This is a genomic window from Sorangium sp. So ce693, from assembly GCF_051521375.1.
Lineage (GTDB): Bacteria > Myxococcota_A > Polyangia > Polyangiales > Polyangiaceae > Sorangium > Sorangium atrum.
Genome location: NZ_CP150347.1, coordinates 12,803,992 through 12,817,599 on the forward strand (window position 1 = coordinate 12,803,992; position 13,608 = coordinate 12,817,599).

At 73.1% G+C, this 13,608-nt stretch carries 11 protein-coding genes; 9 read left to right on the forward strand and 2 right to left on the reverse strand.

Translation table 11 applies throughout. The features are described from left to right. The first annotated feature begins 45 nt into the window (after window positions 1-45). From WMF14_RS47820 to WMF14_RS47835, 4 genes are all read left to right on the forward strand, one after another. A complete protein-coding gene (locus WMF14_RS47820) occupies window positions 46-2,367 on the forward strand; it encodes a substrate-binding domain-containing protein (RefSeq protein WP_437804424.1) in 2,322 nt (773 codons plus the stop codon). A 55-nt stretch (window positions 2,368-2,422) separates the two neighbouring features. Then, window positions 2,423-3,523 (forward strand): hypothetical protein, encoded by a 1,101-nt coding sequence (locus tag WMF14_RS47825; RefSeq protein WP_437797541.1) that lies wholly within the window; start codon window positions 2,423-2,425, stop codon window positions 3,521-3,523. Between the two features lie 279 nt (window positions 3,524-3,802). Continuing rightward, on the forward strand, window positions 3,803-5,158 hold the full coding sequence (locus WMF14_RS47830) for a hypothetical protein (protein WP_437797543.1): 1,356 nt from the start codon (window positions 3,803-3,805) through the stop codon (window positions 5,156-5,158). Window positions 5,159-5,328: 170 nt separating this feature from the next. After that, window positions 5,329-5,466, forward strand: a complete 138-nt coding sequence (locus WMF14_RS47835) for a hypothetical protein (RefSeq protein ID WP_437797545.1) — start codon at window positions 5,329-5,331, stop codon at window positions 5,464-5,466. A gap of 7 nt (window positions 5,467-5,473) precedes the next feature. Here the strand turns inward: WMF14_RS47835 and WMF14_RS47840 are convergent, their stop codons facing one another. Together WMF14_RS47840 and WMF14_RS47845 are read right to left on the reverse strand one after the other, a co-directional pair. After that, entirely contained in the window at window positions 5,474-6,958 is a 1,485-nt protein-coding gene (locus WMF14_RS47840; protein WP_437792250.1) for an IS4 family transposase, read from the reverse strand. 167 nt (window positions 6,959-7,125) lie between these two features. Beyond that, entirely contained in the window at window positions 7,126-7,311 is a 186-nt protein-coding gene (locus tag WMF14_RS47845) for a hypothetical protein (protein WP_437797546.1), read from the reverse strand. Window positions 7,312-7,735: 424 nt separating this feature from the next. Here WMF14_RS47845 and WMF14_RS47850 point away from each other — a divergent pair, with 424 nt between their 5' ends. The 5 genes from WMF14_RS47850 (at window position 7,736) to WMF14_RS47870 (ending at window position 13,560) form a co-directional block, all read left to right on the forward strand. Then, window positions 7,736-8,824 (forward strand): SDR family NAD(P)-dependent oxidoreductase, encoded by a 1,089-nt coding sequence (locus WMF14_RS47850; RefSeq protein WP_437797548.1) that lies wholly within the window; start codon window positions 7,736-7,738, stop codon window positions 8,822-8,824. Continuing rightward, the gene (locus tag WMF14_RS47855) at window positions 8,821-10,113 is read left to right on the forward strand and encodes a TIGR04295 family B12-binding domain-containing radical SAM protein (RefSeq protein WP_437797550.1); all 1,293 of its coding nucleotides are present in this window, start codon (window positions 8,821-8,823) and stop codon (window positions 10,111-10,113) included. Before WMF14_RS47850 ends, WMF14_RS47855 begins: the two co-directional genes overlap by 4 nt. Beyond that, window positions 10,100-11,290, forward strand: coding sequence for a glycosyltransferase family 4 protein (locus tag WMF14_RS47860; RefSeq protein ID WP_437797552.1), 1,191 nt, complete (start codon window positions 10,100-10,102; stop codon window positions 11,288-11,290). The genes WMF14_RS47855 and WMF14_RS47860 overlap by 14 nt, the downstream gene beginning before the upstream one ends. After that, a complete protein-coding gene (locus tag WMF14_RS47865; RefSeq protein ID WP_437797554.1) occupies window positions 11,281-12,480 on the forward strand; it encodes a CgeB family protein in 1,200 nt (399 codons plus the stop codon). The genes WMF14_RS47860 and WMF14_RS47865 overlap by 10 nt, the downstream gene beginning before the upstream one ends. A 69-nt stretch (window positions 12,481-12,549) precedes the next feature. Next, the gene (locus tag WMF14_RS47870; RefSeq protein ID WP_437797556.1) at window positions 12,550-13,560 is read left to right on the forward strand and encodes a UDP-glucuronic acid decarboxylase family protein; all 1,011 of its coding nucleotides are present in this window, start codon (window positions 12,550-12,552) and stop codon (window positions 13,558-13,560) included. Window positions 13,561-13,608: the final 48 nt, after the last annotated feature.

Here is a 13,608-nt window from a genome sequence, read left to right on the forward strand (position 1 = left end):
AGGCTCGGCCGGACGTGGGCGAGCAGGGCGGGAGGGAGCGCGAGGATGGATCAGGGGCGCCGCGACAGCGGCATCGTGGTGCCGGAGCAGTGGGGCGAGCTTTCCGGCGCTCCGGGGCAGGCGGCGGGCGCGGGGCGCGGCACCGGCTCTTCTTTCCCTCCGGCGCGCCGCTCTTCTTTCCCTCCGGCGCGCCGCTCTTCTCTTCCCCCGGCGCGCCGCACCGACGCCCCGCCGCTCCATGTCCCGGCAGACGGCGCCGCGGCCCGCCCTCGCACCCTCGGGGTGATCTCCCCCTTTCTCGACGGCTCGTTCTGGAACCCTGTCCTGCTGGGCATCCATGAGTCGGCCCAGCAGCGCGGGTTTCGCACGCTGGTGATGCGCGGTACGCCGTTCGAGGTCCACGCGCCGTCGCTCGCAGGAGAGCAGGTGGATGGGTGGATCGTCCTGATCGAGCTGCATGGCCTCGAGGCGCTCGCGCGCGGCCGGGTCCCGTTCATCACCGTCGGCACGCGCGCCCTCGATGTCGCCTGTCCAGCCGTGATCCCGGACAACCACGGCGGGATGCGGAGCGCGGTGCGCCACCTGATCGAGCACGGGCACCGGCGCATCGCGTTCGTCGGCTACTTCGATGCATACGACGTGCGCGAGCGCTTCGCGTCCTACAAGGACACGCTCGCCGAGGCGGGCATCGCCTTCGACCCCGATCTGGTCATCCGGAGCGACAACAACTGGTACAGCGGCGGCCAGAGCGCCGCGCCGGCGCTCCTCGCGCGGCTGCCCGGGTGCACGGCGGCGGTCTTCGCGACCGACAAGAACGCGCTCGGGACGATGCCCCTGCTGAAGGCGGCGGGCGTCCGCATCCCCGAGGATCTCGCGATCATCGGCTTCGACGACATCGCGGACGCGGAGAGCGCCGATCCGCCGCTGACCACGGTGCGCCAGCGGTTCGAGATGATGGGGAGCGCCGCGTGCGATCTCCTCGCGTCGATGATCGCCGGCGAGGCCTTCCCGGCCGAGGGCGTGCGCACGGCCAACACGCTCGCCGTGCGGAGCTCGTGCGGGTGCAACACGATCCAGGAGTTCCTCGACAAGGAGGACGCGGCGCCCGAGGAGGACGCCGGCGGCGTCCTGGCCCGGCAGATGGTCGAGCTCCTGCTCCTGCCCCAGCCGCTCCCGCCCGACCTCCCGCCGACCGAGGTATGGCCGGCGGTCACGTCGTTGATCGACGGCTATTTCGCGGCGCTCCGGGGCGCCGCGCTGCCTTCGGCGGCCGAGCTCGGGGGCGCCTGCCGGCAGGCGGTCGACATCACGATGGATGTGGGGACGTTGCTGGCGGCGATCCGCCTGCTGGGCCAGTTTCACGAGCGGCGCGGCGCGTCCCTGGACGACACGGCGAGGCGGCGGGTGGAGGCGTTCCTGGAGCTCGTGCGCCTCGCGATCGCGCGGGCCCGGCTCGAGGCCGAGAGTCAGTATGTCCGCCAGCTCGGGGTGCTCGCGAGGACCAATTACGATGTGAGCTTTGCCCTGCTCGGCGGCACCCAGCAGGCGTCCCGGTCGCTCTCGTGGCTCGAGACGACCACGGTGGTCTGGGGCTGCCTCGCGCTGTGGGATGATCCGCAGGCGCGCGCGCGCCTCGTCGTCGCCGGCGCCTACAGCCGCGACGGCAGCCCGACCCCGCCGATCGGCCGCCGCTGTCGGCCGGAGGCGTTTCTGCCGGCGGCGATGCTGCCGCCGTCGGCGGAGGACGGCACGCACATGGTGCTGCTCTTGCCGATACGCTCTGCCCGGCGCGACTGGGGGATCCTGGTGCTCGTCGGCCCGACCCTCGTCGCCATGGCGGGAGACGAGGGGACGGTCGCGATCTGGGGGACGCTGCTCGGTGCGGCCCTGGAGCGCGACGCGCTGCTGGAGTCGCTGTCGTCGCAGCACGCCGACCTGCAGAAGGCGTACGAGATCGAGCGCGCGCTCTCGGAGACGGTGCGCGAGCTGGGCTGTCCGCTCATCCCGCTCCTGCCCGGCGTGCTGCTCGTGCCGCTGATCGGGATGATCGACGGCGGCCGCGCCAGGCAGGTGCTCGAGAAGGTGTCTGAGGGGGTGAGCCGGCACAGGGCATCTTCCGTGCTGCTCGATCTCACGGGCGTGCCGTTCGTGGATGCCCGGGTCGCCGACACGGTGGGCATGACCAGCCGCGCGTCCGCGCTGCTCGGGGCGCGGGTCTATCTGGTCGGCGTGCGCCCCGAGATCGCGATGAGCCTCGTCGGCGTCGACCTCGGCGTCCTGGGCACGTTCTCCTCGCTGTCGGCCGCGCTCAGCGAGCTCGCGCCGGCGGGGCGGCGCGCGCGCAAGGCGAGGCGGGGGGCGCCGTGAGCCGCGCGGCGAGGCGCCTTGACCCGCCGAGACGCGGCTGGCGTAGAATCGGGCCATGCTCGCCGTGCATTGCCCGCGCTGCGGGCGACCAGCGCCTGTGTCCCTCGCCAGCCCGGATCTCATGGCCTGCGCGGCCTGCCACTACCGCGGCCCGCTGCCCGCGGAGGCGGCGCAGGGCCTGCGCGCCGCGGCGCACGCGGTCTTCCAGACCGACGTGCGCCGCCGCCAGCTCTCGGAGGCGCTGCGGCGGAGGCTGATCACGGCGTCGCAGCGGCACGCGCGGCTGCTCGTCGTGTTCGCGCTCGCGTCGGTGCCCATCACCCTGCTCGGCGCGCTCATCGCGCTGGGGGTCTGGGTCAGCCCCGACACGGAGGGGAATCTCATCACCGGCGGCATGGCGGTGGCGGCGTGGCTCGGCACCGTCGGGACCGGCGCGGCCGTGCTCGCGGTCATGCGCAGCAAGCAGCGGCGGCTCGAGGAGGCGTGCGCCGCGCGCCCACCGGCGGCCCCGGGCGAGCCGGCGGCGTGCCACGTGTGCGGCGCGCCGCTCGGCGCGGGCGACGGCGCGATCGCGCGGTGCGGCTTCTGCGCCGCCGACAACCTGGTCGCCGCGGCCGTCCTCGAGCGGGTGCGCGCGCGCCAGGTCGTGATCCTGCGGTCGTTCGAGCAGGCCGTGAGCGCCGAGCTCGCCGCGTTCGGCAGGGCGACGTCCGGCGCCGCCGCGGTCGTCGTGGCGACCGCGCTCGCGGTCCCTGTTGCCTCGTTCGCCCTCGGCGTCACCGTCACCCTGGTGGGCGAATCCAGGCGGTTGCCGGTGGACGCCGCCGTGACGTACGCGGTCGTCGGCACGCCGCTCGGGCAGTGCATCGGAAAGAGCGTGCCAGGAAAGGATGGCGGCGCGGCGGTGCGGTTCGGAGGGTTCCGGCGCGACGAGCTGCCCGAGGAGCAGGCGATCGCGCCGGGAGCTCCGATCGAGGCCGTGTCGCCCGGATCCCTCGTCGGCCGCTCCGTGACGGCGAAGCAGGGGGCAGGCGTCGTTCAGGGGGTGTTCTCGTCGCCGCTCACGGGCAACTCCGTCGAGGTCCGGCGCGAGGATGGGACGTCGTTCACGAGCAGCATCGCCGGGCTGTGCCTGAGCGGCCCGCCACCGAGGTGATCGGCGCGTGTTTCGCCGCCGCGTCCAGCAATGGACATCGAGCGCTCAATCGCTGTTGATCGCCGAATGCTGCGCGCTCCGCGATTGCTGCGCTGTCCGCAATCGCGGAGCGCGCGCGGCATTCGGTCGTCGCACTCCTGCGTGGCGCGCGGCGGCGCGGTGCGGGCGCGCACCGGGGCGCCGCGCGCCGGAAGTTAGTTGTTCCGCGCCGGCGCCCTCCACGTATAGTGGGGGGTAGTTGGTTGGGGGTAGTCGGTATTCACACCCAGTGGAGACAAGATGAGCCAAGGTGGCTGGGGCGGGGGATCAGGGGGCGGTCAGGGCGGTGGTGGTTACGGGCAACCGCCGGGGGGTGGCTACGGTCCGCCTCCGGGCGGCGGCTACGGACAGCCACCCGGGGGCGCTGGCCCCGGTCAGCCTCCGGGCGGTGGTTACGGCCAGCCTCCGGGGCAGCCTCCGGGTGGTGGTTACGGCCAGCCTCCGGGCGGCGGCTACGGTCAGCCCCCGGGCGGCAGCTACGGCCAGCCGCCGGGGCAGCCCCCGGGCGGCAGCTACGGTCAGCCGCCGGGGCAGCCTCCGGGCGGCAGCTACGGCCAGCCGCCGGGGCAGCCCCCGGGCGGCAGCTACGGCCAGCCGCCGGGGCAGCCTCCGGGCGGCGGCTACGGCCAGCCGCCGGGGCAGCCCCCGGGCGGCAGCTACGGCCAGCCGCCGGGGCAGCCGCCGGGCGGCGGTTACGGCCAGCCGCCGGGGCAGCCTCCGGGCGGCGGCGGCTGGGGCCAGCCTCCGGGAGGCGGCGGCTACGGCCCGCCCCCGGGAGGGGGTGGCGGCTGGGGCCAGCCTCCGGGAGGCGGCGGTTACGGCCCGCCTCCGGGCGGTGGCGGCGGCTACGGCCCGCCTCCGGGCGGCGGCGCCGGCTGGGGTGGGGCCAACCCCTACCAGCCCCCGGGCGGCGGCGCGGGCTACGGCTCACCCCCGGGCATGGGCGGCCCGGCGTCGTGGGGAGCGGGAGATGCGGCGTCCTTCGGCTGGGAGCGCCTGAAGCGCGACCCGGCTGTCCTCATCGGCGCCATCGTGGTCGTCGGGCTCGCGTCGAGCGTCCCCAACGGCATTGGCGGAGGCATCCAGGCGGCGCTCGCGAGGGACGCGCCCTCCGCGGGGGCGGCCATCCAGTTCCTGATGCAGGGCGTCGCGCTCGTGGTCGGCGCCTACTTCGCCGGTGGCATGAACAACCTCCTCCTGAAGGTCGCGCGCGGCGAGCCGTACTCGTTCAGCGACGTCCTTGGCGGCGGGCGGTGGTTCCTGTCCATCCTGGGCGCCCAGCTCTTGACCGGCCTCGCTGTCGGCGTCGGCACGCTCCTCTTGATCGTCCCCGGCGTCATCCTCGGGCTCGGCCTGAGCATGACCACGCTGGTCATCGTCGATAAGAACCTGGGCGCCATCGACGCCATGAAGGAGAGCTGGCGAATCACGACCGGCCACAAGGGCGGCATCTTCGTCTATGGACTGCTCGCCTGCGCGCTCGTGCTTGCGGGCGTGCTCGCCTGCTGCCTCGGCACGCTCGTGGCCGGGCCGGTCGTCGCGATCGGGCTCGCGTACATCTACCTGCGCCTGACGGGCCAGCCGACCGCGAGCTGAGCCTCACGAGGGCTCGCTCCCGCGCAGCCCTTCGCCCTGCAAGCCGCGCCCCCCGCGCTCTCGCCTCATCACCTTTCGCTCATCGCGCTTGGCCAAGCTCGTTCGGTCGCGCTCGGGGCACGAAGCCTGACCCCCGTCCCCAACCATCCCTCGCCAACGTCGACGCCGACGTGAACGTGTTCGTGAACGTGAACGTGGTCGTGGACGTGAACGTGGTCGTGGACGTGAACGTGGTCGTGGACGTGGTCGTGAACGTGAACGTGAACGTGAACGTGAACGTGAACGTGGTCGTGGTCGTGGTCGTCTGAGGATTGATCACATTTCCCCCTTAGTTTTCGCTGCGTTGGCAAGGGCGGCGTTCCAGCCCGTCTCCAGCATGAGCAAGGTCTGCATTCCGCGCGCGAGCGTCAGCCAGCCGGGGGGACCGTTGCGCTTCAGATGTCCACCAAGACCGGCAACGGCGTAGAGCGCATCGACTACCGTCGCCCCCTGAGCCGGCAACTTCTTGGGCTGGTGCTGGTGCAGCAGCTTCAGCTGCGTGGGGTTCAGGGCTCGTTCCGCAGGCGCGTTGGGCTCAAGGCGTGACAGCGAGCGCAGCAGCAGCATCTGCCACGCGATCGGGGCGAACAGCGCCAGCGCGTTCGTCAGGCTCTGGAAGCTCTCGAGCTGGCGCGTCTCGAGGGCGCAGCCGGTCTTGAGCGCCTTGAAGAACTCCTCGATGAGCCACCGTGCCCGATAATGGTCGACGATCGCTCCGATCTGGTCGGGCGTGTCGACGGGCTCGTTGGTGGCCAGCACCCACGCCACCGGCTCTTCGCCCGCTGGCGGGTCGATCTCCTGCACAACCACGACGTTGACCGCGAGCTCTTCGGCCAGCTCGGGCAGGTAGTAGGGACGGCGCAGCGCCACGCGCCGCGCGCCGACGCCCAGCGTGGCCATCCGCTCCGAGCGCTCGGGGTGCGCGCGTTTGCTCGCCGGTACAGGGCCGGCGCGGCGTTGGGTGAGCACGACCTCGCGACTGAGCCGGATCGGCAGCTCGACCAGCGCCTCGCTCAGCCGCAGCCGTGCGCTGTCGTCGAGCGATTCTTCCTCGTCCTCGGCCAGTTCCGACACGTTTCGATCCCGCGCCATGCGCACGACGAAGCGGTGGCCCTGCTCGACCATGGCGCACAGAAGCGGGTAGGCGTCGGCCTCGCGGTCCATGATGTGCAGCAGCGACGTGCGGTCGCCCACGGCCTGCTCGGCCGCCTCCACCTGCCGCAGCCAGCGCGTCGACTCCTTGTCGGCCACGCGCGCATAGTCGCTGCCCGTCCTGTTTTTCTTGCGTGGGCTCTTGGAGAGGGCGGAGGCTTTGCGGGCCCAGCAGGCAAGGCCCAGCAGTCCAAGCGGCTGGTTGATCGCGTCGGTGGCCACGGCGAGCGTCGCGTGCGCCAAAAAGCCCTGGGTGTCCTTGCCGTTGAGCGGACCGAGCCCTTTGCGTGCTCCGTCGCCGTCGAAGGCGACCGCGGTGGTGTCATGCACCGCACGAACCGTGTCGTGACCGGCCATCCGCCCGAGGGTCTGCTCGCTGTGGGCTTGCACCAGCGCACCATACGACACGCGCTTGTTGCCAAGGAGCCGGTAGAAGCCCTCCAGCTCGGCTTCTGTCTTCAGCGAGTCCGGGAAACTCTCGCCCGGCGCCACGCTCAGCCGCGCCACCACAGCCCGGACCCGCTGATGCAGGCGCGCGTCGCCCAGCTGCACCGTCTCGAACTCGCGCACGATCGACGGCATCGCTTCCGGTACATCGGGATTTCCCATGATATTTCAGACGCTTGGCGCGTCCGAAACGGATCAAAAATGTGCGGGATCCTCAGTCGTGGTCGTGGTCGTGGTCGTCGACGACACGACGTGGACGTAAACGTTCTGCCGAAACCTTGGTCAACCAATGAGAGCCGCGACTTCCGGGTGACGTTCACGTTCACGACCTAGCCGTTGACGACCACGACCACGACCACGTTCACGTTCACGACCACGTTCACGACCACGTTCACGTCCACGACCACGACCACGACCACGACCACGACCGCGTTCACGACGACGACCGCGTTGGCGAGCAATGCCGGGGCTCGGGCTTTGGGCGGCGAGCGCGACTGAACGGGCCTGGTCAACACCGAGGTCCCCCCTTCGTTTCCGCCCCGCGCCGAGCGCGCGCCTCCCTTCTCCCCCCCGTCCCCGTCCGCTCTCATCGCCTGTCCGAGGGGCGCTCCTCCCCACAAACCCCCTTTGCGACACATCGAGTCTCCGCTGCCATCCGGCGGCGCCGTACCCTCTCCAGGAGCCGCGGAAGTCGCGATATCGATCGTCAAACAAAGCTCCTTCGATCGATTGCGGCTCTCCAGCTCGCATGTTAATCGGTGTCTCCTCAGCGACTCCCGCGCAGCGAGGCGCAGAGCCGGGGGGACCCCGCGCGGCGGGCGGGCGTTCGGTCTGCCTGTCGCGCTGCGCCGTCGTGCGCCGTCCGCCCGCGAGGCGCTCTCTCTCATCGCCCGCTCACCCGCTCGCCCGCTGCTCGTCCAGACCGGAACGGAGCATCCTATGCCTGACCATGTCCTGATCACGGGGGGAGCCGGGTTCCTCGGCTCTCACCTGGCCGACGAGCTGCTCCGAAAGGGGGAGCCGGTCCTCGTCCTCGACAACCTCTCGCGCGGGTTCGTCGAGCGCAACGTCGAGCGCCTCAAGGGGCGTCACGGCGCCGGCGTGGAGGTCCGGGTGTGCGACGTCCGGGACGAGCAGGCCGTGAGCGACGCCGTGCGGCGCGCCTCGTTTGTCTTCCACCTCGCCGCACAGGTCGCCATCGCGAGGAGCGTCGCGGACCCGGCGCTCGACTTCGAGGTGAACGCGCGCGGCACGCTGAACGTGCTCGAGGCGCTCCGGAAGCTCGACCGCCCTCCGCCGCTCCTCTTCGCCTCCACCAGCAAGGTCTATGGCGCGCTGCCCGATCTGCCGGTCGAGCGCGGCGAGGAGCGGTATCGACCTCTGTGCGAGGGCGCGCGCGAGCACGGCATCTCCGAGAGCCAGCCGCTCGATCTCCGGAGCCCCTACGGGTGCTCGCGGGGCGCCGCCGACCAGTACGTCCTCGATTACGCCCGCACCTTCGGCCTCCACGCCGCGGTGCTCCGGGTGAGCTGCGTCTACGGACCCCCGCAGTTCGGCAACGAGGACCAGGGGTGGATCGCCCACTTCGTCGCGCGCGCCATCCGCCGCGACCCGATCACCCTCTACGGCGACGGGCTGCAGGTCCGCGACGCGCTGTTCGTCGAGGACCTCGTCGACGCCCTCCTGCGCGCGCGGCGCGCGCTCAAGCCCGCCTCGGGCCGCGCCTTCAACATCGGGGGCGGCCCGGACACGGCGGTGAGCCTCGTCGAGCTGCTCGATCTGCTCGCGGAGCTCGACGGGCGCCGCCCGGTCGTCTCGCTCGCCGCGTGGAGGGCGGGCGATCCGCGGTACTACGTCTCCGACTGCCGCGCCTTCCAGGCGCTCACCGGCTGGGCGCCGCGGGTCGCCCTGCGCGACGGGCTGCGCGCGCTCTATCAATGGCGCCTCGGCGTCGAGGCGCGCCTCGGGGCCGTCTACGCGGACATCCCCGCGTCTGTCCGGATGGACCGGCTGGAGGCCGCCTCGTGAAGGTCGCGCTGGTCAACCCGCCCTGGACCTTCCACGGCAGCGTCTACCTCGGCTGCCGCGAGCCGCACCTGCCGATCGAGCTCGGGTACGCCAGGGCGCTGCTCGAGCGCGCGGGCCACGAGGCCGCGCTCCTCGACGCCCAGGCGCGCGGGATCGACCTCATCGCGCTGCGCGCCGAGGTCGCGGCGCTCCGCCCCGACATGACGGTGATCGCCACGGCGCCGAGCTACCTCTCGTGGCGCAGCCCCCCGCCCGAGCTGCGCGTGCCCATGGCGGCGGTCGCCGCGCTGCGGGGCCACGGCGGCCTCCTCGTCGCCGTCGGGCCTCACGGCTCCGCGACCCCGCGCGCGGCGCTCCGCAAGCTCGGCGTGGACGTCATCGTCCTCGGCGAGTGCGAGGAGATCCTCGTCATGCTCGCCGGCGCGACCGAGTCGCGCTTCTGGCAGATCCCGTCGATCGCCTACCGCAGGAACGGCATCGATCACGTGCAAGGGGGCCCCTACGCCGCCTGCCTGAGGACGCTGCCGGCCCTGCGGTGGGACGGCGCGACGATCGCGCGGCACGTCCACCACCACCACCGCTTCGACGCCGTGCCCGACGGGCCGAGCGCCGAGATGGAGACCTCGCGCGGCAGCCCCTGCCGCTGCGCCTCCTGCGCCAGGGACGGCGCGCGCGACAGGCTCCGGAAGCGCCCGCTCGCGACGGTGCTCGACGAGCTCGACGCGCTCCTCGCCGAGGGCGTGCGCCACGTCTATTTCATCGACGAGCGCTTCCTGCCCGACCGGGCCCTGCTCGAGGAGCTCTGGGCGCGGGACGTGGTGTTCGGCGTCCAGCTCAGGATCGACAGCTGGTCGCGCGAGATGCTCGATCTCCTCGGCCGCGCGGGCTGCGTCTCGATCGAGGCCAGCGTCGAGCGCCCGTCGATCGATGGGATGGACGCGCTCGCCAGGCGGTGCAGCGCGTCGACCGAGGAGCTCACCGCGCTGCTCGTCCACGCCCGGCGGAGCGTGCCCTTCGTGCAGGCCAACCTGAGCGACGCGGGCTCCGGCGATCCGGCCGAGACCGCGTCGTGGCGGCAGCGCCTCCTCGGGCTCGGCGTGTGGGCCAACGAGCCTGTCCCCGCGTTCCCGTACCCCGGCTCCCCCGCGTACACCCGGCGGTGGGGGGCGCCGGACGACGGCGCCTGGGAGCGGGCGCACGCCCATTATATCGCCGAGCACCGGACGTTCGGGGATCTGCCGGACAGCCGGCCGCTGCCGCTCACGGAGCTCGAGCATGGCGCGCATTGACCGCGGATCCCCGGGCGCCGCGGCGCCGCGGCCCGGCCGGGTGCTGATGACGGCCGACACGCAGGGCGGCGTGTGGACGGTCGCGATCGAGCTCGCTCTGGCGCTCTCTCGCGCCGGCGTGGCCACGGTGCTCGCGATCATGGGCGGGCCGCTGTCGCCCGCGGCGCGCGCGGCGGCCGCCGCGGTACCGGGCCTCGAGCTCGTCGAGAGCGCCTATCGGCTCGAGTGGATGGATGACCCGTGGGACGACGTCGCGGCCGCCGGCGACTGGCTGCTCGACCTCGAGGAGCGGGTGCGGCCGGACCTCGTCCACCTGAACGGCTACTGCCACGCGGCCCTGCCGTTCCGGGCGCCTCGCGTCGTCGTCGCGCACTCCTGCGTGCTGTCGTGGTGGCGCGCGGTGCACCGCCTGCCGGCGCCGGTCCGCTACGAGCGCTACCGCGCGCGGGTCGCCGAGGGCCTCCGGGCCGCGGACGCTGTCGTCGCGCCGAGCGCGGCGATGCTGAGCGCCCTCGCGGGCGAGTACGGCGCGCTCGGCCTGGGCCGCGGCCATGTCATCCCGCACGCGCGCGACCGCAGGCGGTTCGGGCCGGCGCCGAAGGAGCCGTTCGTCTTCGCGGCCGGCCGGCTCTGGGACGAGGCCAAGAACCTCGCGGCCCTCGAGAAGGTCGCGCCCCACCTCGCGTGGCCCGTGATCGTGGCCGGGAGCGACGTCGCGCCGGGCGGCGTCGGCCGCCGCGCCGGGGAGAGCCTCTGCTCCCTCGGGTGGGTGGACGAGCCGGAGCTCGCGTGGTGGATGTCGCGCGCCGCGATCTACGCCTCTCCGGCGCGGTATGCGCCGTTCGGCATGGCCACGCTGGAGGCCGCCCTCTCCGGCTGCGCGCTCGTGCTCGGCGATCTGCCCAGCCTGCGCGAGGTCTGGCGCGACGCGGCCCTCTACGTGCCCGCGGACGATGCGCGCGCGCTCCACGCCGCGCTCGACCACCTCGTCCGGGACGCCGCGCGCCGCGAGGCGCTCGGCGCGCTCGCCCGCCGGCGCGCCGTGCGCTTCAGCCCGCGCGCCATGGCCCGCCGCTACCTCGACGTCTACGCCGTCGCGCTCGCCGCCCGCCCGCCGGCCCCCCGGCGGGTCTGCCCTCCTTCGTCGCCTTCACCCTGCGGGACACCATGCGAATAGCCCTCTTCTGCCACTCCTTGCTCTCCGACTGGGATCACGCGGACGCGCACTTCCTCCGCGGGATCGCGGCCGAGCTCGACGCGCGCGGCCACGACGTCCTCGCCTTCGAGCCCGAGGACGCCTGGAGCGCCCTGGGCCTCGTCGCGGCGTACGGCCCGGACGCGCTGCGCGAGGCCGCGGCCGCCTATCCGCGCCTCCGCCCGCGCCGTTACGCGCTCTCCACGCTGGACCTCGACGCCGCGCTCGCCGGGGTCGACGTCGTGCTCGTCCACGAGCGGAGCGACCCGGAGCTCGTGCGGCGGCTCGGCGAGCACCGCGCGCGCACGGATCGTTATCGCCTTTTCTTTCACGACACGCACCACGGGCTCATCACCGATCCGGCCGCGATCGTGCGGCGCGATCTCTCGGGGTACGACTGCGTGCTCGGCTTTGGAAAGAGCGTTTGCGATCTCTACCTGAGCCGCGGCGTCGCGCGGCGCGCGGTGGTGTGGCACGAGGCCGCGGACGTGCGCCTGTTCCGGCCGCTGCCCGGGGTCGAGAAGGAGCGCGATCTCGTGTGGATCGGCAACTGGGGGGACGGCGAGCGGACGGCGGAGCTCCACGAGTTCCTCGTCGAGCCCGTGAAAGCGCTCGGGCTCCGCGCGCGGGTGCACGGCGTGCGTTACCCCGATCGCGCGCTCTCGGCGCTCGCGGACGCTGGCATCGAGTACGCCGGCTGGCTCCCCAACCACCGCGTCCCGGACGCCTATTCGCGCGCCCGGATCACGGTGCACGTCCCGCGGCGGCCGTACGCCGCGTGGCTCCCCGGCATCCCCACGATCCGGCCGTTCGAGGCGCTCGCGTGCGGGATCCCGCTCGTGAGCGCGCCGTGGACCGACGTCGAGCGCCTCTTCTCGCCTGGCCGGGACTACCTCGTCGCGCGCACGGGCGCGGAGATGACGGAGCACCTCCGCGCGCTCCTCTCGGACCCGGAGTTCGCGCGCGGCGTCGCCGAGCACGGGCGCCGGACGGTGCTCGCGCGCCACACGTGCGCGCACCGCGTGGACACGCTCCTCGACCTGATCGACGAGCTGCTCTTGCTGCCGTATTACCGGCTCGGCGAGGCGGCGGACGACGACGTGGAGCGGAGCGGCCCTGCGTCCGGCGTTCGCCGCTGCGACCCGGGCCGCTACCGGAGCCCGCTCGCGTGAGGCGCTGCGCGGCGCAGGGCGGTCTCGGCGGTTCTCGAGGGGCGGTGTTGCGACGACGGAGGTGTTCCGATGGGTGACGCGAACGGGAGGACGGTGGGGAGCGGCATGCGCGTCCTGGTGATGGGGGGCGCCGGCTTCATCGGCTCGCACCTGTGCGAGCGGCTCCTCGTGGACGGCCACGAGGTCATCGCGCTCGACGATTTCTCGACGGGCTCGCCGGCCAACGTGGCTCACCTGATGCGCAGCAGCCGCTTCTGGCTTGTCGAGCACGACGTGGCCCTGCCGTTCGACTACGAGGTCGACAGGGTCTACCACCTGGCGTCGCCGGCGAGCCCTGCGCGCTGGCGGGGCGATCCGGTGCGCTCCACGCTCACGAACGTGATGGGCACGCTGCACGCGCTCCTGTGCGCCGAGCGGCACGGCGCGCGGCTCTTGCTGGCGTCGTCGAGCGATGTGTATGGCGATCCCGACGTCGACCCGCAGCCGGAGAGCTACCTCGGGCGGGTGGATCCGGTCGGCGTGCGCGCCTGTTACGACGAGGGCAAGCGCTGCGCGGAGGCGCTGGTGATGGCCTTTCACCGTCAGGGGCGTGCGTCGGGGCGGATCGCGCGGATCTTCAACACCTACGGGCCGAGGATGGCGATCGACGACGGGCGCGCGGTGAGCAATTTCATCGCCCAGGCGCTCCGGGGGGAGGAGCTGACGGTGTACGGCAGCGGGTCGCAGGCGCGGAGCTTCTGTCACGTCGACGACCTGGTGGAGGGGTGTTTGCGGCTCATGGAGCACCCGGCGGAGGTGGGGCCCGTCAACCTGGGGAATCCGGTGGAGGTGACGGTGCTCGAGCTGGCGCAGGAGATCGTGCGGCTCACGGGCAGCGCGAGCCGGATCGCGTTCCGCCCGCTGCCGGAGGGGGATCCGATGCGGCGGCGTCCGGCGATCGATCTGGCGCGGCGGGCGCTGGGGTTCGAGCCGCGGGTGCCGCTCCGGCAGGGGCTCTACGCGACAATACAGAGCTTCCGGCGCGCGATGGCGGGGCTGGACGACTGCGCGCGGCGAGGGGAGCCGGCGATGGCGAGCTGACGGATTGCCGCCCAGCGATTGCGGTGTCAGGGGAGGAGCGGGCGCCTC